The organism is Paenibacillus oceani (assembly GCF_014705615.1).
Lineage (GTDB): Bacteria > Bacillota > Bacilli > Paenibacillales > NBRC-103111 > Paenibacillus_AB > Paenibacillus_AB oceani.
The window spans coordinates 1-21,614 of record NZ_JACXJA010000064.1 but is presented as its reverse complement, the minus strand read 5'-3'; the positions used below and the strand labels follow the sequence as shown (position 1 = coordinate 21,614).

Sequence of the window (21,614 nt, the reverse complement as noted above, 5' to 3'; positions counted from 1 at the left end):
CACACCTTGCTTGCCCTGCATATCCGTATGCCTGTACGTCCTGCTTATCCCGCAGACCTGAATGCCCAGCATATCCCACAGGCCCTGCACGCCTCGTAAGTCCTGTATGTCCTGCACACCCTGCTTATCCCGCAGACCTAAGTGTCCTGCCTATCCCGCATGTCTCGCACACTTCACACGGTCCTGCCTGTCCCACCTAGCCGCCAAAATAATCGTTCAGGCCGGCCGCGATCGCGCGCGCCGCCTTGCGCTGATAATCGTCCTTGCGGACGACCGATTCGTCGCTGGCATCTGTCAGGAAGCCGAGCTCGAGCAGCACCGAAGGCTGCTTGTTTTCCCGCAGCACGTGGTAGTTGCCGTACGAGATCCCGTTGCTTTTAATGCCGCCTCCTTGGCCGAGCCTTGCCTCGATACTGCGGGCCAAGGGCCGGTCTTTTGATTCGGAGTAATAAAACGTCAAGGTGCCCGACACTTTCTTGGGGGATGCATTGTAATGAATGCTGACGAAGGCGTCAGCCTGCTGCTTGCTGCCGAGCGCGGCCCGCTGAGACAGCTCCGGCTGCTCCTTGTCGCTTGTCCGGGTCATGACGACTTTCGCCCCGGCGCGGCGCAGCTCCTCCGCAACATACTGGGCCGTACTCAAATTAATCGTCTTCTCTATCGTCTTATATTTGTTGCCGATCACACCCGGATCATCGCCGCCGTGCCCGGGATCAAGCACGATCACTTTCCCTCTAAGACCGCCGGTTTTCCGTGCCGTCTGCGCTGTTACGCTGCCTCCGGTCTCGTCCACATAACGGCCGGACACCCATCCGGTCTTGCCGGCGGTCGTACGGACCTGCAGCCAGCCGTTCTCCCGCTTCACGATCGTCAGCGCCGCGCCTTTCTGCAGCAGCTCCGTCGCCTCGTTGTTCGTCCCCGGTCCGCTGCGCATCCACAGCTTGTCCGCCGAGACGACGCCGTGCTTGCTTGCGGTGGCGTTCCCGACCGCCGATTTCGGCGTCGCTTCGCTTTTGGAGGTGTTCGTCGTTGCGGTTTTGGCCGGGCTTGCGGCCGGGTTACCGGCAGTTGCTGTCGAGTTGCTCAGCTTTTTCACATATTGTCCGGCTACCCAGCCTGTTTTCTGGCCCACCTTGATCTTCAGCCAGCCGTAGGCCTCGTCCGAGACAGTGATAACCGCACCATTCGACAAAGAGCTGACGATCTTCGAACTGGCCGCCGGTTCGGAGCGAACGTTCAGATGATCCGCAGTCACCCGAGCCGAATACGTATCGCCGGCGTGCGCTTTTTCCGTTACAGGCAAAGAGATGCAGAGCATCATCCCGAGAACCAGAACAGCTTTCCGTGCAATAGGTGGTTTCATAGCAGTCCTCTTATTTTCTTTTAATAGGTTTAAGAGGTTGTTCAAAAAGCCCACTTTTGATCACGAAGCAGATACAGGAAGCCTGCTCGACATCGAATATGGAATTCAGCCGGAACCTCCGGTGCTCACGAAAGCTTTCACTACGCTCCGCTCCTCATTTCCTTGCTTCATCCCATCTTCACGGTGCTGAAAACCGGGCTTTTTGAACTCGCACTTTAAATTCCTTACTCTCATTTTTACCATTTACGACAAAGAGACGCAACTGCCGACAGGACCGTTTTTCCCATTCCATGGAACTAGACGGGGCGAATCGCAGGGTCACAAGAAATTACTTCCCGGAAGCCCAGAAGAAGGGACTTTTTTTCGAACATAGCAGCTGAGTACATACATCTATTCCGAACGAACAGCGGAACCTTTCCCCAAAAATGAGCCGAAATGATGCCAAAACGCCCCGGTTTGCTTTAACAAACAGTCACATTCTGTATCGTTAAAAAAAATGTAGAATTTACCCGAAAACATCTAAACTTTCGTGTCGCCGCAACCGTCAAATAAGATAAGAGAGTTCGGCAATAGCGTACGCATAACTCTTGTAGGCGCAAACCGCGGTGCGCCGCCCCAAGCAACCGATTCACCCGTTATGAAACACTTCGAAACAGAGCCTAATGATGGTACGGCGTCCGTGCTTGTTGCGGAAGTTCGTTCCTGATCATCCAGCATCGTTTCCAACCAAATAAATAGATCGGCAAGCAGCCAGCATGGTAGAAGAGAAAGGATTCAGCTTATGAGAAGACGTAGAAGATTAAGACTAACGGTCGTTAGTGTTGTCATGCTGCTGATTTTTGCCGGTTATACGATTAAAACCGCATGGATTGGCGGCGAAAGTCCGCAGACCGCTGTAGCCGAGGAAGTGCACAGTCCGATGACTCCCCCTCAGGTGCCGCCGGTAGAGAACGCATCGATGACCGGCGGACAGAGCGGCTTGCCGGCGCCCGGCAGCTCCGTAGCAGCGAAGCCGGGCAAGGAAAACGGCACACCGAAACCGGCAGCACCGAAAGAAACGGCGAAGCCAAATGAAGCCGGGAAGCCGACCGTTCCGGTCAAGAAGCCGGAAGGGAAGCAGATCGCGCTCACCTTCGACGACGGTCCGGACAAAACGTATACGCCTCAAGTATTGGATATTTTGAAGGAGCACGACGTCAAGGCGACCTTTTTCGTCGTTGGCATTCAGATTGCGAAGTACGGGGATGTTCTGAAACGGATTCAAAAAGAAGGTCACGCCATCGGCAATCATTCGTATCATCATGCCAAATTGACCGAATGTAACCCGGATCAAATCGCCGAAGAAATCGCCAAAACCGACGAAGCGCTCCGCAAAGTGCTCGGAAGCGGAACCGATCTGTTCCGTGCGCCGTACGGTGCGACCAACGAGAAGGTGAAGAAAACGGTAGCGGCCTCCAAACAGGAGCTTATCCATTGGACGGTCGATACGAAGGATTGGGCCGGCACGCCGCCGGAGCAGATCATGGAGATCGTCAAGGAGCATGCGAAGCCCGGAGGCATTATCTTAATGCACAGCTTCGGAGGCAAAAACGGCAAGCTGGACAATACCGTCGAGGTGCTGCCGCAAATGATCGAATATTTAAAACAAAAAGGATACACGTTCGTAACCGTGCCGGAGCTGCTGGCCGGCAAAGCGGCGTAAAAACGTCAAGGGCATTCGCTCCGTCATGGAGTGAATGCCCTTTGCGTACCGCTAACCGGACAAACGCCGATATCGCCTGTTGCCGTGCCGTCACGGTCCGGGTGGAAGAAGTTCGGAGTCACGATCCGGTCCTCGTAATGATTATGGAAAATCGGCGTCGTCGCAGGCGATAGGGGAGGGATCAGCCATGTCCAGTCTCCCGTTACGCCTCTTCCGCACCGGCTCTCGCGCTCCTCGAACCGGGTAAACTGCTGCGCCGCCGTATGATGATCGACGATCATCACTCCGTGCTTCTTGTAGGAATGCAGAACGGCCACGTTCAGCTCCACCAGAGCCCGGTCCCGCCACAAGTACGACTCGTGCCGCATATCGAGCCCCATCAGCGACGCCACCGCCGGAAGCAGGTTGTACCGGCGCTCGTCGGCCAGATTGCGAGCCCCGATCTCCGTCCCCATATACCAGCCGTTAAACGGAGCCGCAGTGTACGAGACGCCACCGATCTCCAGTATCATGTTGGAGACGATCGGCACGGCGTACCATTTCAACTGCAGATCGGCAAGTCCAGGCAGCTCCGGGTGGGAGAGCGGGACCTCCAGCACAAGTTCGCGGGGAATCGGGAATAACCGGGGAGTCCGATCCCCGATCCGCACGACGAGCGGCAGCACGTCGAAAGCCGTCCGTTCCCCCTGCCAGCCAAGCTCCAGGCATCGCTTCGTAAAATCGACCGAATCCGGGTCGCCGACAATCCCTTCCTCCGTCTCGTAACCCGCATAACGGATCAATTGATAATTCTCGATCCGAATCTCCCGGCCGGGTCGCCCCGCCTGCCGGAATACCGTAATTGTCGGCCTAATTCGTCCGCCGTTGGTCGCGGTCCCGATATGGCGGAGCAGCGCCTCGGCAATCTGTTCCTCCGTCTCGAGCTGTCTAACGTCCACAACCTCGAGCGTCTCCCAGAACAGCCGCCCGATGCACCGGTTGCTGTTGCGCCAGGCAAGCCGCGCTCCGAGCCGAAGTTCCTCCTCCGTATGCTCGTAGCTTCCGCTCTCCGCGATCCGGCGCCGGACCTCGAGCAGCCGATCGTTCGTACGATCGGCGCCCCAGCCCAGTTCATCGCCGCATATCCGGATAAATGCTTCCGCTTCTTCCAGTACTGTCCGCTGCGTCGTCATGCTCATGAAGTCTCCGTTCCGTCTATGATGCTTCTAGTATACCTAACCGGAACGACGCGCTACAAATGAGCAGTTTGTGAACGATCGGCGCATGGCGTTATTTTTTTGCGGCCATCACTTCCTCGATCTTTTTGTTCGCCGCTTCCTCCGCTTCCCTAAGCGCCGTATTGATATCCTTCTGCCCGTTCATAACCGAGAGGTAAGCCGTATTGAGGAAGCCCGGCACCTGACCGAAATACGTATTGAACGGATACGGAGAAGCCGCGGACTCCAGCGGCACGGCTGCCTTTACATTTTTGCCGGCCAACTGCGGCACGTTTTTCCCGAGCACTTCCGTCAAATTGTCGATCTTGATCGGCGGAACATACCCGTGCTTGGCGAACTCCTTTTGGAACTCTTCCGAGCCGATATAAGCCGCGGCGAGAAACGCCTGGTCGCGGTTTTTGCTCGTGTTCGCGATGGCGTAAAACGGAAGCTGCAAGCCGGGTCCAGCCTTGGGAGCGTCCTTGAAGCGCGGAAGCTCCACGAGATCCCAGTTGATCGGCGTTTGTTTGACGATATCCCACGAACCCCCGCTCTGAGCGGCCATGATCGCCACCCGGCCTTCTTTCCAGAACAGATCGTTAAAGGTCGGGGCGTACTCATTGCCGTCGATGCGGTGAAACCGGGCGAAATTATCGATGATTTTTTTCCAGTTGTCGTTATTCAGCGTTGCTTTGTTCGTCTTCGTATCGATGTAGCCTTGCGACAGCTGATTGACCGGCAGCAGATGGCCGTAGCCTTCCTGGAAACCTAAATATTGAACGCCGCCGTCCTGTCTCGTCAGTTTGCGCGCCATCTCGTACACTTCGTCCCAGGTCATGCCGTCCTTCGGGTAGGAGACCCCGAACTTGTCGAAAATGTCTTTGTTGTAAAACAGCGCTGTCGATACGGCCGCATTCGGAATCCCGTACATTTCCTGCTTGCTGCCGAACTGCTGCATCTGTTCCAGAACGACGGGATACAGTTTGTTCAAGTCATATCCATACAGCTTGATCAGATCGGTGACGTCGCTTTCCAGCTTGTTGTCCGCCATCAGCGTATAAAACGAAGCTCCGCTTACTTTGATCAGATCGAGCGGAACGCCTTGAGCGAGCAGGTCGGGCAGCGACCCGCCTCCGTTATCCTTATTGGCCGAATACAGCTTGAAGGATAGGTTCGGGTACTTCTTGCGGATCTGATTGCCGTACAGCTCCATAAACTGCTCCTGCGTATACGTAGACGAGTTCTCGAACACGTTGATGACGACCGGCTTGGATGTCGCTTCCGCAATTTTGCTGGCGAAGTCGTCTTTCTTGGCTGCACCGCTGTCTCCGCCCGGTTCCGCCGTTTTCCCTCCGGTTCCGTTCCCGCTGCAGCCGGCCAGCAGAGCCGCAATCGTCAAGCCCGTAATCACGATCGATCTTTTTCCGTTCATTCGGAACACCCCTTCGTTTGTCTGATAGGATCATTTCATAAACGTCCTAACGTACCGGTCTGCATCTCGGCCGCATCTGTCTGTCCCGCTCCTGTTCCACTGCTCGATCACTCAAAGCTTGATCACCTGATCGCGACGCGAGGAAGCGTTGCGGAAATCCGGCACATCGATCACCCGGCCGCCGTTCATAATCGACAGTTCGGACAGCAGACCGACCGCCGTCCATTCACAAGCGTCATACACGTCGATCGCCGGAGGAATCCGGCCGCGGACCGCCTCGATAAAATCGTGCACGATAAAATAATCTCCGCCCCAGTGGCCGGCCCGCTTCTGCTCCTCGGTAGCGTTGCGGTACCGCTCCGGCATCTTGTCGTAATGACCGGCAAGCGGCTCCCATTTGGCATGATCCATCTCTTCCCCGTCGGTATGAAAATAAATTTTATGCTGATCGCCCAGCCCTCTCGGCGCCTCGTAGCTGCCTTTCGTTCCTTGCAGCGTGTAATAGCCGCAGTTGCCCGGCCGGTTCGACACGCAGTCAAGGCGCAGACGGATCAGCTTGCCGCTCTCGAGCTGGCACATCGTGACGGACGTGTCTTCCTGCCGGAACTGCGGAGCCGTATGCCAGCCCGTGCCGAAGCAGGCGACGCTTTTGATCCGGTCTCCGCGGAACCATTGCATTAGCGGCCCGAGACTGTGCGTCGGGTAGAAATTGCCCCGTTTGCCATACTGCCAGTAATGGCGCCAGGAGGTCCGGTTCGCCGTCGGATCGTTCGTCACCCGGCGGTTATGTCCGAAGGCGAGATGGCGGTTGCTGTGCAAATATTCCCCTTCGGCGTAATAAATATCGCCGAACATCCCTTGCCGGACCATATTGCCGATCAGCTGGTTCTCCGGAATATAGCAGTAGTTTTCCGCCATCATATATACTTTGCCGTGCTTCTCCACCGCTTCCTTCAGCCACCACAGCTCATCCATCGTGACCCCCGCGGTCACCTCGCACAACACGTGCTTGCCCGCTTCCAGCGCCTGGATCGTCTGCTGGAGATGAAACTGCATCGGCGTAGCGACGAAGACGGCATCGATATCCGAGTCGAGCATATCTTCATAGATCCGGTACGTGTTCGGAATTCGGAGCCATGCCGCCCGTTCCAACAGCTGCCCTTCGTGCAGATCGCATAAAGCGGTTACCTCGACGCCCGGAATCGAGTTGAAGCCGAGCATCATGCTTAACCCTCTTACCCCGGCAATTCCGATCTTTAAAGTCATTGCTTCCACTCCTATCTGTGTAAGGATCGTTACCGCTCCTTTTGTATGCGCTTACAATGATGTTGCTGCATCTTGTGAAGCAGTCTCCCGTCTCCGATTTATACGGTTAGCCCCCCTTCTTTCAACTGACGGAATGTCGTTCCGTATGCTGAACCACAACTATAGCGTACCATACCCTCATTTCCGGGATATGATCTATCTTGCATCGTTTTCGACTCTTATTTGCCTAATCTTGCTTTCTTGCGTCCTTGCCGTCCCTCCGCCCAGCCCGTCGTATCCGTCCTGCACGGCCCACTCATGACGTGGCGTTTTGCTCCCGGCGGTATTGATCCGGGGACATGCCGACCTGCTTTTTGAACACTCGGCTGAAATGAGCCAAATTATTGTAGCCGACCTGGTAGCATACATCCGTAACCGTACTGTCCTTCCGGTAATAAAACAGCAGCTTGGCCTGCTTGATGCGTCTGTGGCGCAAGTAATCGAAGATCGTCATGCCGGTCATCTCGCGGAACATTCTCGTCAAATAATATTTGCTCATATGAAGCTCGGCTTCCATCTGCTCCAGCGTGACGTCCTGCATGTAATAATTTTCAATAAAGGCGATCATCTTCTGCACGTTCCGTTCTTTTTCCGCCGATATCTTCGGATTGCTCTCCATCGTCTCCTTGCATAAATTGCTGATAAACATCAGCAAATCGTAAAACGCCATCAGGAAACGGTTGTAATACGCCTTCTCCTCTTCTTCGTAGAAATGGTTGATCCGCATTAAAATGTTCTCGCAATCGGCAACCTGCTCCTCGCTCAGCCGGATCTGGTGGTTGCGCAGCTCGATGAACGGTTTGAGCGGCGAGTCCGTGCAGAAGTAAGGGTCGAATACGTGGGCCAGCTGCGGGTCGAACGAAAACCGGGTCTGCACGCAGTCCCATCCCGGTTCCGCCTTCGGACTGTAAGGCGTGATGCCGTTCGTAATGATCATGTCGCCGCGCCCCCAACGGACCGTATGCTCGCCTTGCCGGTAGTCGCATTGGCCGCTATGGACGTAATAAAAGTGGTATTGGGTGCAGTCGTGGGGAGTGACGCCAGGGTCGCTTTTCTTGTACTCATACGTGGCAAAAGGGAAATGCTGACGGGGGTGCCTCATCGATAATCCCTCCAAATTCGATTAGTTGGTTTCGATGGATGGGCAAGATTGATCAAATGATGTTGAGTCTACTGTATCACAATTCCATGGCGGAGATTTGATTTTTATTGCCGTTTCCTGCTCCTCATTTGATTTTTATTGCTCGATCAGCGAATTGGAAAATGGCGGCAGGAGATCCGGAGACGAGGACGAATATGTAGCTTCGTACGTTTCCATATCATGGCGCGGGTGGAGCTTTGCCGAGGCGCAAGGCCGCCATAAACGCGGGAAACTGTCCTCCTTGCGGAGGGGCAGACCCGCATTCCGACGCCGATAACCGGGAGGAACACGATGAACGCTCTGACGGAACAAGAACGCCAGCAAGGATACCGACTGTTGTTTGACGGCAGCACGCTGGGCGGCTGGGCGGTAACGCGCCAGCCGGAGGAATGGCTCGTCCGCGACGGGAACCTGGTGTGCACCGGGGACAGCCACGGCTATGCGTATACAGAGGATCAGTTTGAGAACTTCATCCTGGAGCTCGAATACAAAGGGGCGCCCGGGACGAACAGTGGCGTATTTTTCAGATGGTCGGATCTGAGCGACCCGGTGAACACCGGACTGGAGATGCAGATCTGGGATACGTTCCACCAGGAGGAAATGGTCAAAAACAGCTCCGGCGCCTTGTACGATCTTGTCGCTCCGTCCGTTAACGCCGTGCGGCCGGCGGGGGAATGGAACCAGATCGTCGTCAAATGCGACGGCAGCATCGTCGAGCTCACGCTGAACGGGACGCTCGTCGTCAAGGCCGATCTCGACCAGTGGACCGTTGCCGGCAAAAACCCGGACGGCACGGACAATAAGTTCAAGTACGCTTGGCGCGACCAGCCCCGCCGGGGACATATCGGGCTGCAAAACCACGGCGGCTACATCGAGTTCCGCAATTTGAAGCTAATCGAGCTGTAAGCGGGTGATTAAGCAATACAGGAAGAATATGGGAGATTCGCCCCAGGGCGGCGGCCGATCGTCATTGGAAGCGGGCGAGGAGCGGTACGAAGCCGGAGCCGGGGGCGGACTCTGGTGGAAGCACAGCGGAAGAGGGCTGGCGCTCGTATCGGGCAGACGCGGGCCGGTCGGTACAACTTAGGGCGGTTGTCAGCTCGTATTGGGCAGACGGCGGGCCGGTTGGGCTGCTTTGGGGCGGGATAAGTCTCTTGTTCCGGCGCTCTACCGGATAATGTGCTGTTTCCGACTAAATAACAACTGCAAGCCATCCGTAACCCTGTACACCGCTGCACGTCACTGCACACCACTGCCCCCGTCCCCCCTAACAAACCGCTCTTTTTTTCCTCGCCGAGTCCGATTTCCGGCTGAACCTGGACAAGCTTGTGGTCCAGCAGCTCCTTTAAAGGCGGTTTGAGACTCTTACTCGGCCGTTTTGTGCCTATGAGGGCGACTTAAGAGCGATTTGTACCTCTTATTCCGGCGCTCTCTGCAGCAAATGGGGCGTTACGAGGAAAATAGCTGCTGCAAACCGCTCTTATTTTCTCACCACGACCGATTTCCAACTAAATAAGGGGTACAAATCGCTCCTATTGCCCTCTCCCTTCTTCGGTTCCCCGAAAAAAGGACCTCGGCCCCCACCATGCAGCGGGATTCGAGGTCCTTTCGTTTGGAAACCGGGTGTTCCCAGGCCGTATGCGAGCACTTTTGGGACAACCTCAGTTTCATTCTTTATTCGCTTTCACGCAACACTCATGCGCCCCATCAAACCGACCGATTTCGGAAAAACGGGAAGAATAACCAAAAACTTCTGCGGCGCACCGGGTGTCGCACGGACCGCGGAGTCAGGACCGGCTGCAGGCCCCCTGCCGCAAGCTTACCACCGCTGAACCGGTCGTTCACCGGAACGGGCAGCGTCGACCAGGCGGGAGCAGCCGCCTGCTGCGAGGTGACGGCCTGCACCAGATCGGACAGAGCCGGCAATGCCGCTTCCGCTGAAGCGTCTTTCGCGAAAGCATCCGTCGCTTCCTGCGCGCCGCCGCTATCCGGCATCAACTGCGACAGCAGCAGCGGAATCTCCAGCTCCCTGTCTCCCCCGCGCCCCTCTGCCGCCGGGATTTCCACAGCGGCTGCGGCTTCCTCCCGCCAGAGCGGATAGATCATTTTCCCTTCCAGCACATGCAGACGTTTCGCCAGCTGAGCATTTTCCTTCTGCAGCTCCTCGATATGCTCCAGCAAAACTTTCATCGTAAGTCTCGACTTACGCGGCTTTTGTTGCTCTTCTACAGAACGATCGGACGGCTGCGACGACATTGGATCATTAGCGGCTGTTTCGATATGCGGTTCCACGGCTTCGGCCTCCTTCAATAAAATAACTGGACTACTAGATTAGTAGTTTTTATCCTACCGCACTTCCAGTAAGATTACTGTCGAAGGCCGCTGTCAAAAGAGCATTACTTATGGAGACGGGCACGGGACCCGTCCGTTGGGACGTAACGCCTACTTCATGTCGGACATCACGCTTGCCGTCGAAAAACGGCCGCACTCGGCTTCACGCCATAACCATGTCGGATTTTCACGAGGTTGGACAACAGCCTGCGTCCGACCGTGCAACTCATGCGGGCCACCCGCGGTTGCCCGGTCACCGGCCCGCAGACAAAATATCGAAGCTGCACGATCGCGGCAGCTGCTCCAGCTCGCTCATCAGCCGCTTCGCCTCGGGCAGCTTGTCGGATACCGGACGATCCCCCGCCAACGGCTGTTTGTTGTAAATCTTCCTAAGCTCGGCGTTATACGCCCCTCCTCCATACGGCCTGATCACGATGCGATGGGGCTCGAAGGTCAGCACGCCCGTCAAATCCCGAACGATGGCGGAAGAGGAGCTCTCCAGCAGCTGTAACAACTGGTAATCGGTCAGCCCATCCAGCGAAGCGGCTGTGCTCCCGTCCGCCTTAAGCTGCTCCAGCACGGCCCTCGACAATATCTCGTCCGCCGCCAAATAAAACGGATGCGCAAAAATCCGATTATCGGCCGCAACCGCACGGCAAATATGCAAGGCCGTCTCCTCGTCCGCCGCAATTCGGTTCCCGCAAAAGGTGATGCCGCGGATAATGTCCGACGGATGCTTGATGTAAAGACCCGCGCCATACGTATCGCGCAGGAAGCTGTCCAGATGATCGATGCGGATGCCGTCCGATTGGCCGCTAAGTGGAGTATCCTCGTTCAACAGTTCGATCAACCGGGACGCGCATAAGCCATGCTTGGCCAAAATCGATGCAACGGAAGCCGACCGGATCACCTCTTCCGTGAGCGCGTGATGGCTTTTGCCCAGCGCTTTTTCCACGGAATGCGAGAAGGGCAAGTGCCCGACGTCATGCAAAATGGCTGCGGCATGCAGTTCCCGCCACTCGGGGAACCACCGCTTCGTCAGCGCCCACACCCCCACCGTATGCTCGTATCTCGAATGCGTAACCGGGCCGATCAGAGCGCCTGCGCCAAAATGATGCAAATGTTTTAACCTTCTGACGGCGGCGCATTGGAACAGCTCAACCTCGAATGGCTCGGCCGCAACATCCAACTGATAGACCGGCTCCCATACGGCCGGGGTGGTGAACGTTTGCTCGGTTTGTCTCATGGATCTGGTTATCCTCCTTGCGGGTAAAGTTCGGATGTGTCGAAACTATTTCCTCTCCCGATCGTCTAATTAAGACAAAATAAACTTTAACATTAAAGGGTGAAATTAGGATGCCTCGTATGCAGAGAAAAAGCTTGCTGGCGATAACCGCCGTCCTGATCGGGACGCTCACGGCGGGCTGCATCCAAACATCGCGGGGCAGCTGGGGCAACGGCGCCGGCTCCACGCCCGCCTCCGCAGGTCCTGTGATCCAGCAGCCCGTCCAGCTTCGTCTGCTCGATGCGAGCCGAATGCCGGCCGATACGTTCCAGAGCGCTGTAACAGACCTGCTGCTGAAACGACAACCGATGATCAAGATCGAGCCGATCGTTTATCCGGAAGGAACCGACTGGCGGACGCTTCTAGCCGGCGAATCCCCCGATCTTGCGCTTATTCCGTTGTCCGAGCTCGAATCGGGCCAAGCTGCGAACGAATGGCTCGATCTATCCGGCGTCATCCAGGAAATGACCGTTGAAGTGCGCAAGCTCGGTCAGCTTCCGAAGGACACCGATCCGCTTAACGGCGCGGAGAAAATTAGAAGCACCGAAGGGACCTATGGTCTGCTGCCTCCCGGCAAGGGCGCTTCCCTGTATTTTAACAAGGACATCTTCGATAAATTCGGGATTCCTTATCCCGCAGAAGGACTGACCTGGGGCGAGACGAAGGAGCTGACGGCCCGATTGACACGGGTGGACCGGGAGATCCGGTACGTCGGTTTCGCGGCAGACCGCTCTCTCCTGCTGAACCATATGTCGAAGCTGGCTCCGCTGGCCAATCCGCAATCCGAACGGGCGCAGTTGATGAGCGAAAAGTGGATTCCATGGCTGGCCGCTTTGAAATCGGTATACGATGTACCCGGCATGGAAGTCGAAGGGATGGGCCGGGACCTTAGCAAAAACCGGTTTATCCAAAAAGGGGATGTCGCGATGTGGGCCGGCAACTTCATCTACCCGCCTCTTGAGCAGATGCAGCGTCGTGTCGGCCGAATCCCGCTTCCTTCCTTTGACAGTGAGCTTGCGGGCAGCCCGGGATTGCCGGCCGGATACGTTTTCGTGGTTCCGAAGACCGCCCGGCATCCGAAGGAAGCTTTGTACGCTGTCGCCGGCATCGTTACCACCCCGAACCGTTCCAGGCTTGAAGCTGCGGCGCTTGGCGAGCTGGGGCTTAAGTTCAGCGACGTGCTTGCCGGGCAAAAAGATTTGAATACTGCCTTCCGGGAAGCGGAGGAAATCGTGGAGATCAGGCGCAAAGCCGGACAGATTCAATAAAAATGCAGGCTTAGACAGGAAATGGCGGTTACGACTGATCGAGCCGGATCGTGTAAGAGCGGACCGGCCGTGCGAAGTCGTCCGCCAGCATATCCATATACACCGTGTCCACTCTGCGGTTCCCGGACCGGATCAGCTCGCGCCGCCGGCCGATCTCGCGAAAGCCGGATGCCTGCAAGCAGTCCAGCTTCGCCCGCTGGTCGTGCAGCGCCCATACCGTTACCGCGTACAAGTTTAAAATATGAAAGCCGTATTCCAGCAGCAAGCCGACCGCCTCCTGCCCGCGGCCGTTCGTCCAAAACTCCAAATCGCCGGGAGCGAGCCACAGAAACCCGGATTGGTTCAGATGGCTGACCCCGGTTATACTCCCGACGCCCAGCAGGCGATCTTGTTCGGCCGATACGATCGCATAATGATAGCCGTGCTTCATCATCTCTTCCACGTCGTCCCGCGTCTTCTCCAGCGAGCATGAGTTTGTACCGCTGTCCCAGTACGGCGTGAGCGCGGGATCGTTCCTCCATCCGGCGATAGGCTCCGCATCCTCCGACAGGAGCGGGGATAAATAGACACGTTTCCCCGGCACCCGCCGCCAATGACTACTCATGTCGCATCCGCCCCCTCCTTCAGAAAATCGTCCGCGAGCATATCCATCCAGACGATATCGTACCGGCGCCCGGCGATCAGTTTGGCTTTCCGCCTGCGCCCGATTTCGCGAAACCCGCATTTCTCGTAACAGCGGATCGCCGCCTTGTTGTACTCGTATACGCCCAGCTCCACATTGTGCAGATGCAGCTCCGTGAAGCCATAATGAAGCAGCAGCCGAACCGCTTCCTGTCCGTACCCTTTGTGCCGGAATTCCGGGTCCCCGATCGAAATGACCAGGCTGGCGTAGCGATGATGCTCATTGACGCCGGTTAGCGCACAGATCCCGACGAACCGCTCAGCCGCCCGATCCACGATCGCAAAATGGTGACCGGCTGCACTCATGCTTTGCAACGATTGGCGAACCTTCGGAAGCGGGAACATTTCAGCAGCCTGCCCCGTCAGTATGGAAAAATCCAGGTCGTTGTTCCATTCCGCCAGCTTCTCTGCCTCCCCCGGATCAGGCGGGGATAAATAAAGCCGCTCCCCTTCGAGTCGTTTGTAATACGGCACCGCTTCGCACCTCGTCTCCATATGGAAATGAATGTATAACCAAACGTAACAGCCCCCTGCTCGCGGAACAAGGGAACGAATGGTTACAGGTATATTATCCGGGGCCGGCGGGGCAAGATATCGTTTCGTTGCAGGCCTATTATCCAAGGTGGGCAATGAGGGCCGATTCCGATCGCGGCACATGCTCCTTGTCTGCAACCATTCGACGGTAATAGGAAGCGAATCGTTTTCCGGGCATTCATCGTGTACGCCGCTCAAATCCCCATATATCCCCTGAAGCACTGAAGCAAAATATTGCAACTTCGTCCTATTGGATACTCGTCGACTCCCACCTTGCCGTCGTTAACCTTTGGCGGTACGTCCTCACGAAATTCCCAGGACACGACCTGGAACTAGGACAAATTGGTGGATATAATGGGAAGATCAGACATGATTTTGGCGGGAATCTGGCGAGGTTTCGGGAGTATGGCGGGAGTGCGGGAGTTGTGTACAAATGTAAGGAGGGCGGGGGATCAAATGAAATGGCAAATTGTACTTTTCGCAGTTGGAGCGGGGATCTTTGCATTTACCGAAAACTATTGGGTGGCCGGATTATGCTTACTTGCAGCTATCGTGAAAACGATTCGGTACAGGCTGAATAAGAAAATTAACGAATGAGAACGGAAACGGGCCGCAGAATGTCAGTGTCACCCGGGAGCGTGGCTTATTGCACAAGCAGCTTGGAGCGTCGCTGAAGTAATGCTCGGTGTCATCTGTTAATAGACTCGTTGCAAGCCGCTTCAAACGTCGCTGCAATTAAAGGTATTGGGGGATAAGAGCGGTTTGCCTGTTTGCCGCTCTTATTTTCGTCATTGGCGGGCTTTTCGCAAAAATAAAGGTGGTTTGCCCCCCTTATCAAGCCGCGAAAACGAAGAATTCGTTCCCGGCGAACGAAATAAGAGCTGCAAACCACCTTTATCGCCGCCGATTCCGGCGATTTGCAGCAAATAGAAGCTGCAAATCGCTTCTATTCGCGCCGGCCCCCCCATCGCCCGCAAACTCGAGGCCGTAGACTGGGCGTATTCGGCAGCATGCAGCTTCCGGCCAGGGGGTCACGCGCAGCGGCGTGGGGTATAGCCGACGCGGCCCATGGCGCGTGCCTGCTGCTGCGCGGACATCGCCTCGCGGGCGCGGCCTATGGCCCAGCCTGCTGCTGCCGCGGACATCGCCTCGCGGGCGCGGCCTATGGCCCAGCCTGCTGCTGCCGCGGACATCACCTCGCGGGCGCGGCCTATGGCCCAGCCTGCTGCGGCCGCGACCTTACCGCCGCAGCCCGGCTCACTTGTACCACTGCGACTGCAGCCCCCACATCCGCGCATACTCGCCGCCCGCGGCGAGCAGCTCCTCGTGGGTGCCGAGCTCCGCCAGCTTGCCGTCCTGCAGCACCATGACCCGGTCGCACAGCCGGGCCATCCCGAGCCGGTGCGACACCAGGATCGCGGTGCGGCTGCCGGCCATCGCCGCGAACCGCTCGAACACGTCCGTCTCGGCCTTCGGGTCGAGCGCAGCCGTCGGTTCGTCCAGCACGACGAGCGGTGCGTCGCGCATGAACGCCCGGGAGATCGCGACACGCTGCCACTGGCCGCCGGACAGATCGGTGCCGCCCGTAAATCTGCGCGTTAGCGGCGTCTCGAAGCCGGACGGCAAGCCGGCCGCCACCTCGTCCGCGCCGCCGAGTGCCGACGCCTGCTGCACCGCCTGCATATCGCCGGCCTGATCGGCCTTGCCGAAGCCCACATTATCCCGCAGCGTGAACGCATAACGGATAAAGTCCTGGAACACCGCGGCAGACCGCATGCGCAGCTGCTTCAAATCGAGACGCGACAAGTCCCGGCCGCCGTAATAAACGCTGCCCGCAACCGGCTGGTACAGGCCGAGCAGCACCTTGACCAGCGTCGTCTTGCCGGAGCCGTTGCTGCCGATCAGCGCGATCCGCTCTCCCTCGCGCAGCGTAAACGAAATGCCGGTCAAGCTGTCTTTCTCGCTCGTCGGATACCGGTAAGAGACGTTCTCCACCCGGATGTCTCCGATCCTCGCCAGCTCCTCCCCGCCCGCAGGTTCCTCCGGCCCCAAATCCAAATAAATGAACAAATCTTCCATGCAAAGCAGCTTGTCGCGAAAATAGCCGAATCGCCCGGTGACCCGCCCGACGTTATCCTTTAACGTCTGCAGGGCAAACAGCGTGGCGCCGAACTGGGCTGCGGACAATTCGCCCCGCAAGACGGTCCAAGCCGTCCAGGCGACGCCGGCTCCGAGGCCAACCGCCCCCAGCGCCGAAAGTCCAGCGCGGACGGACTGCTGGCTGCGCTCCTGCCGGTACAGCGTATCGGCCACCTGCCAGTACAGCCGGTCCCACCAGCGGATAAGCACCGGGGCCGACCCGAACGTCCGCACTTCCTTCGCCGCCTCCTTGGACGTTACCGTCCGGGACAAGTAGTTCATGATCCGCTCCGGCTCCGTCTGCTTCCGCTTCAGGAAAAAAGCCGATTTCGCCTGCACGAAGCTGGCGACCGAGTCAGGCAGCGCAACGACGATAATCGCGAGCAGCAGCCATACGTTCCAGACGCCGATGAGCGCGGCGATCGAGACGATCCGGATGAATCCGGTGGTTGTATTGTAAAAATCCATGATCAAATTGTGAAACTGCCCGGGTTCTGCCATCTTGCGGGCGCGCTTCAACAAATCGTGAAAGTCGGCCCGTTCGAACGCCTCTAGCCGAAGACGGCCGGCTTTGCCCTGCAGTTGCCGAAGCAGCCGGTCCTCCATCTCCTGACGAAGCTGCTCCGTGAAGATTGCTTCGATCGGATTTATCGCCTGCTGAAGCAGCGTGAGCGCCGCCCATATGGCGATCCATTCCATCAGCGGGCTGGTTCCGGCCGTTCCGTCGTACACATGAATAATCTCGCTGAATATACGGGCGGTAATAAACACGTGAACGGTAGGAAATACGCCTCTGACCGCGTTTAATCCCATCGATAGTAAAGCGCGGAGCGGATCGGTCGCGATCATCCACTTCATGAATCGGAACAACGTAACGAGAGTCGCCGGCCGTTTTACCGGTACCATTGGGATTGCACCTCCCACATTTGGGCGTATGAGCCGTTAGCGGCGATTAATTCATCATGGGTGCCGTCCTCGATGATCCGCCCTTCCCTCAGGACGACGATCCGGTCGGCCAGTCTGGCCGAACCGAGCCGGTGACTGATGAGCAGCACCGCGCGATCCCGGATGCCGTTTACAAATTGCTCGTAGATCTCAGCCTCCGCTTTCGCGTCGAGCGCAGCCGTCGGTTCGTCAAGAATCAGCAATTGCGGGTCTCTCATAAAGGTCCGGCTAATCGCGATGCGCTGCCACTGCCCTTGCGACAACCCCTGGCTGCTCTCGAACAAGTGCCCGACCGGCGTGTCGTACCCCCTCGGCAGACCGGATATAAATTCAGCCGCTCCGCCTCGCCGGGACGCCGAGATGACCTTCTCCCTGCCCGCCTCGGCATCCCCCGCGAACACCTCCGGATCGCCCAGGGCGATGCTTTGCCCGGCTGTAAACGAAAATTTGTAATAGTCCTGATAAGCGGCCGTTACGTTCGTGTGCAGCAGCTTCGCCGGTATGTCGGCGTAATCGGTTCCGTCTGCGGTGATCTTCCCTTCGTCCGGCTTGTACAGCCCGAGCAGCAGCTTGACCAGCGTGCTTTTGCCGGCCCCGTTCTCCCCCACCAGGGCGACCCGTTCGCCGGGCCACAGATGCAGATCAAGCCGGTCCAGAATCGGACGTTCGCGGCCGGGATATGTAAAGCTCACCCCGTTCAGCCGGATGCCCTCCTGCAGTCTGGCCGGAAACATCCCCTCTTCTGCCGCAGCAGCCTGTACAGGTACGTTCAGAAAATCGCGCACATAACCGGTCTCGATGGAATGAACCTGCGTAATCCCGATCGCAAAGCTGATTTGCCCGGCAGCAGTGTCCATTTGGCTCACTCCCCGAAACAACGAGATGAACACGCCCGGTGTAATCCGCTGCGGTCCGAGCCAAACCGCCATAAGCACGACGGTCGCAACCTCCGTCACCCAAAACAGCCCGTTGGACGGGATACCGCCCAGTTCCATCTTCGTTTTGATCTTCAGCGCCTTGGCCCGCTGCTCCCGGCGCATCGAGATCCAGCGGTCCGAGAGCGGCTCCGCCAGATCGAATACCCGCATCTCCTTCTGCTCCGCCCGGCCGGTCAGCAGACCGTCCGTATAAGCGACCTTACGCTGCTCCTCGGTCTGATCGTATGTAAAGCTCATCCATTTCTGCGATTTCTTCGCACCGTAGATCGCCCGCGGAATCGACACCGCCACCAGTGCGACGGCAAGCCATGGCGATACGTTCCAGAACAAGCCGGCGATTCCGACCACGCTGATCGAGGCTTTTACCAGCAGCAGCGTGTACGTAAAAAAGTAGGCGACCTTCCTTCCGGGGTTGTCGCTTCTCGACAGCTTGTCGTAGGAAGCGCTTTCTTCATAAAATAAAAGCGGAAGCTGCGAGGCGTGAACCAGCCGCTTGCGACCAAGCGTATGCTCCAGCCGCTGGATCAGTCTCGTCGTACTCGGATCGCGCAGCTTCCAGATGACCTCTTCGGTCAGCAGCAGGGTGCCTGCGAAGGCAAGCAGCCACGGCATAACGGCCGCGAACGATCCGCCGCCCGCTCCCGCCGCTTGAATGACTCCATCGATGAGTTGCTGGGTTACGTAAATCGTCAGCACCGGCGAGATCCCTTCGAGCAAAGCAAAACCGATCAATGCAGCGGCAGGCCAAGGCGCCGATCGGGCAATGACGGCAAGCGCCCAGCCCAGGTTGTCCATAATGTCCTGCCAACTTGTTTTCCTGTCGAAATATCCTTCCTTCAAAGGCAACCCTCCCCAAGAATACATTTACTATATTAGGAAAAATGAGGAATGAACAGACTGTTTCGATTGCTTTTTCTGTGTTATAATACACCTAAGAGATAAAATGGAACGAATGAATCGGAAACGGGAACCGTCATAAACACTGGCAAGTCTCAAGGAAGGCTGTACTCCCGAATTTTTCACCGGTTGCTTAGGCCGTACAAACCTCTCCCCTCATTCTGATGCCCATGCAAAAAAGACAACAAGAAGCTTCCGGCTTGTCCAGATGTGCTTCTTGTTGTCTTTTTTATCGTTTGCGGAGCGCTCGGGTGAACACGACCAGGATCGGCGACAGCAGTGCGGCCGCCACAAGCAGCGACGCCCGGACCGTAAAACGGTGTCCGACCCAGCCGACCAGCGGGCCGCCTCCCGTCTGGCCCAGCGCATCCGCCTGACCGAGCATCGACAGCACGGTCGCCCGCACCTTGCTCTCGATATTCAGGCTCAGCCATGTGTCATAGATTGGCCCGCTTAGCGTCCCGATGATCCCAACGGCAAGCAGCGAGCCGAGCGCCCAGGCAAAATTCGGAGCCAAGGCGAACGAAGCGATCGCGACGATTCGCAGTCCGGTCAACACGAGCATGCCGACAAGTACGACGCGTTTGTTGCTCACGTCGAGACGTTTCTCCGCGAACCGGACCACGAACAGGCTGAGGAAAGCGATCAGCGCCGAAATGATCCCGAACCAGACCGCCATCGGCATCGACGGACTCCCCGGAAAACCGATCCCGGTAATCAGATGAGCTTCCCACAATCGGTCGTAACCTTCCGAAGCGGCTCCCCCAAATACCGTAACGGCCACCATCATCAGCAAAATCGGCTGCCCCCGCACCGCCTTCGCGCCGGCGATCCATGTCGAGGTCATCTCCCGTAAAGGCGAGGCCGGCCCTTCACGCTCTGGCCGGACAAAACCCGTCTCCTTCATGCGGAGAATGAGAAACAGCCCGAGACCGATGTAGAGGAGCCCTCCTGTAAGATACGGCAAATGCGTCCCCGCGACGGATAACCCGACGCTGACCGGGATGCCGATCAAGGTGGCGACCAGACTGAGCCGGTTCGCCCGGAGGAACAGCCGCCCGACCCGTTCCTCGCCGATCTCGTCGGTAATCCACGCCTTGTTGGCGCCGCTTATAAACGTGTAGCCGACTCCGGAGACGACCTGCGAGAACAGCAGCCAGGCGATAGCCGGGACGGCCAGCCCGAGCGCATCCAGCCAAGGGATGACGCCCTGCAGGGCGAAGCCGAATCCCAGCGCGAACATCCCCGCGATCACCGAGAGCCGCCGGCTGTACGTATCCGCCACTACCCCGGTAATTCCCTCGAAGATCAGCACGGTCAGCTCCAGCGCCATCCCGACCAAGAGCAGCTCGAACGGATTCAGACCCAGTGTCGTAATGTAGTAAAGGGCATACGTAGTAAACATAATCGTATTCGCCAGCGACGAAACGAATTCCATAAGGATATAAACCTGTGAAGCGCGAACAGTCATCGGAGCGATTTCCGCCTTTCCGGCAGACGATATATCACGTATAAAAGCATCGGCCGCTGGTTTCCCTTTTTGGCGGCTCATCTGCAATAACAGCAATAACGAGTAGCGGGGGGGGGGGGACGGCCGGATTTCTTTTGCGTGCGAATATGCCTGTTTATTTTAAAGTCGTATCCTTGTTGCATCCAAGCGCGCCGCAGCCTCTCAGCCGAACGCAGGGGAGGAAGGGAAGCGGATGATTTCCTGCTTCATACAATACCTATCATTATAGCGATTTTGGAACAATCCGGTAGAGGAGAAAATGATTGTAGTCAAACTGCACATAAACGCAGGGGGAAAAGGATCGCGTTTGGCACCGTACGCAGCTCCCGGTGCGCAGTGTTTCACTGGACGATCGCGGCCGGTCCAACCACCATAAGAGTCTTTGGCGTCCTCTATTTTCGGCGGAATCGGGAAACCGAAGCAATTAAAGGCGGTTTGCACCCCTTATTTCAGCCAACTGGTGGGTTCTACACCACTTTCGCGGATTTTAAGAGCTACAAACCGCTCTTATTTTGCTATCCAAACCAGTTTCGGACCAAATAGAGGGTACAAACGAGGCTGTCGATTCAATGTGTAGAAGTGTTAGCAGGCCGTTCCAAGTCGTATTCGACAAGAAGCAGCATTTAGTGTCGGAAGAACATATATTCGTTAATGCCGCGTATGTATATTGGGAAAATCTATTGAGTCTACTGAACTATATCTATTACAAAATGGACCCCACCGATATAGTGACTATGTACTAAATACATATTTTAAAATATATGGTACTTTATATCGTGTAGTATAATTATCCAAATATAAGGAACGGAGGGAATTTATGAATAAAATATTAGGAAAAGTCTTGTTAATTTCTTGTGCATGACTTATGCAGTTCAAGTCAGTAACTGGTAATCATAGTCATGCCGAAATTTTTCGAAAACATTTCAATAAATAAAGAAAAAATATCT

17 protein-coding genes are annotated in these 21,614 nt (G+C 56.7%); 5 read left to right on the top strand and 12 right to left on the bottom strand.

The window, feature by feature from the left end; genetic code table 11:
* Positions 1-196: 196 nt before the first annotated feature.
* Positions 197-1,363, bottom strand: a complete 1,167-nt coding sequence (locus tag IDH45_RS32135; RefSeq protein WP_190932244.1) for an N-acetylmuramoyl-L-alanine amidase — start codon at positions 1,361-1,363, stop codon at positions 197-199.
* A 781-nt stretch (positions 1,364-2,144) separates the two neighbouring features.
* Here IDH45_RS32135 and IDH45_RS32130 point away from each other — a divergent pair.
* On the top strand, positions 2,145-3,065 hold the full coding sequence (locus IDH45_RS32130; protein ID WP_190932243.1) for a polysaccharide deacetylase family protein: 921 nt from the start codon (positions 2,145-2,147) through the stop codon (positions 3,063-3,065).
* A 23-nt stretch (positions 3,066-3,088) separates the two neighbouring features.
* Here the strand turns inward: IDH45_RS32130 and IDH45_RS32125 are convergent, their stop codons facing one another.
* The 4 genes from IDH45_RS32125 to IDH45_RS32110 form a co-directional block, all read right to left on the bottom strand.
* Positions 3,089-4,237, bottom strand: coding sequence for a nitric oxide synthase oxygenase (locus tag IDH45_RS32125; protein WP_190932256.1), 1,149 nt, complete (start codon positions 4,235-4,237; stop codon positions 3,089-3,091).
* 97 nt (positions 4,238-4,334) lie between these two features.
* Positions 4,335-5,693: an ABC transporter substrate-binding protein gene (locus tag IDH45_RS32120; RefSeq protein ID WP_190932242.1), complete on the bottom strand. Its 1,359-nt coding sequence runs from the start codon at positions 5,691-5,693 to the stop codon at positions 4,335-4,337.
* A 111-nt stretch (positions 5,694-5,804) separates the two neighbouring features.
* Positions 5,805-6,959, bottom strand: a complete 1,155-nt coding sequence (locus IDH45_RS32115) for a Gfo/Idh/MocA family protein (protein ID WP_190932241.1) — start codon at positions 6,957-6,959, stop codon at positions 5,805-5,807.
* A gap of 295 nt (positions 6,960-7,254) precedes the next feature.
* Complete coding sequence (locus IDH45_RS32110) at positions 7,255-8,100, bottom strand: helix-turn-helix transcriptional regulator (RefSeq protein ID WP_190932240.1); 846 nt, start codon at positions 8,098-8,100, stop codon at positions 7,255-7,257.
* Positions 8,101-8,430: 330 nt separating this feature from the next.
* On the opposite strand from IDH45_RS32110, the gene IDH45_RS32105 reads away from it, so the two are divergent.
* Entirely contained in the window at positions 8,431-9,045 is a 615-nt protein-coding gene (locus IDH45_RS32105) for a 3-keto-disaccharide hydrolase (RefSeq protein WP_190932239.1), read from the top strand.
* A gap of 4 nt (positions 9,046-9,049) precedes the next feature.
* Positions 9,050-9,226, top strand: a complete 177-nt coding sequence (locus tag IDH45_RS32100) for a hypothetical protein (RefSeq protein ID WP_190932238.1) — start codon at positions 9,050-9,052, stop codon at positions 9,224-9,226.
* A 620-nt stretch (positions 9,227-9,846) separates the two neighbouring features.
* Here IDH45_RS32100 and IDH45_RS32095 read toward each other — a convergent pair.
* On the bottom strand, positions 9,847-10,431 hold the full coding sequence (locus tag IDH45_RS32095) for a hypothetical protein (protein WP_190932237.1): 585 nt from the start codon (positions 10,429-10,431) through the stop codon (positions 9,847-9,849).
* A gap of 292 nt (positions 10,432-10,723) precedes the next feature.
* Positions 10,724-11,716, bottom strand: a complete 993-nt coding sequence (locus tag IDH45_RS32090) for an HD domain-containing protein (RefSeq protein ID WP_190932236.1) — start codon at positions 11,714-11,716, stop codon at positions 10,724-10,726.
* Positions 11,717-11,835: 119 nt separating this feature from the next.
* On the opposite strand from IDH45_RS32090, the gene IDH45_RS32085 reads away from it, so the two are divergent.
* Complete coding sequence (locus IDH45_RS32085; RefSeq protein WP_190932235.1) at positions 11,836-13,023, top strand: ABC transporter substrate-binding protein; 1,188 nt, start codon at positions 11,836-11,838, stop codon at positions 13,021-13,023.
* A 28-nt stretch (positions 13,024-13,051) separates the two neighbouring features.
* On the opposite strand, the gene IDH45_RS32080 is transcribed toward IDH45_RS32085, so the two are convergent.
* Positions 13,052-13,627, bottom strand: coding sequence for a GNAT family N-acetyltransferase (locus tag IDH45_RS32080; protein ID WP_190932234.1), 576 nt, complete (start codon positions 13,625-13,627; stop codon positions 13,052-13,054).
* Positions 13,624-14,178 (bottom strand): GNAT family N-acetyltransferase, encoded by a 555-nt coding sequence (locus tag IDH45_RS32075; RefSeq protein WP_190932233.1) that lies wholly within the window; start codon positions 14,176-14,178, stop codon positions 13,624-13,626. The genes IDH45_RS32080 and IDH45_RS32075 overlap by 4 nt, the downstream gene beginning before the upstream one ends.
* Positions 14,179-14,694: 516 nt before the next feature.
* Between IDH45_RS32075 and IDH45_RS32070 the strand changes: the two genes are divergently transcribed.
* The gene (locus tag IDH45_RS32070; protein WP_190932232.1) at positions 14,695-14,835 is read left to right on the top strand and encodes a hypothetical protein; all 141 of its coding nucleotides are present in this window, start codon (positions 14,695-14,697) and stop codon (positions 14,833-14,835) included.
* Between the two features lie 660 nt (positions 14,836-15,495).
* On the opposite strand, the gene IDH45_RS32065 is transcribed toward IDH45_RS32070, so the two are convergent.
* From IDH45_RS32065 to IDH45_RS32055, 3 genes are all read right to left on the bottom strand, one after another.
* Positions 15,496-17,283, bottom strand: a complete 1,788-nt coding sequence (locus tag IDH45_RS32065; protein WP_190932231.1) for an ABC transporter ATP-binding protein — start codon at positions 17,281-17,283, stop codon at positions 15,496-15,498.
* Complete coding sequence (locus IDH45_RS32060) at positions 17,271-19,100, bottom strand: ABC transporter ATP-binding protein (RefSeq protein ID WP_190932230.1); 1,830 nt, start codon at positions 19,098-19,100, stop codon at positions 17,271-17,273. The genes IDH45_RS32065 and IDH45_RS32060 overlap by 13 nt, the downstream gene beginning before the upstream one ends.
* A gap of 286 nt (positions 19,101-19,386) precedes the next feature.
* Positions 19,387-20,595: an MFS transporter gene (locus IDH45_RS32055; protein WP_317891325.1), complete on the bottom strand. Its 1,209-nt coding sequence runs from the start codon at positions 20,593-20,595 to the stop codon at positions 19,387-19,389.
* Between the last annotated feature and the right edge of the window lie 1,019 nt (positions 20,596-21,614).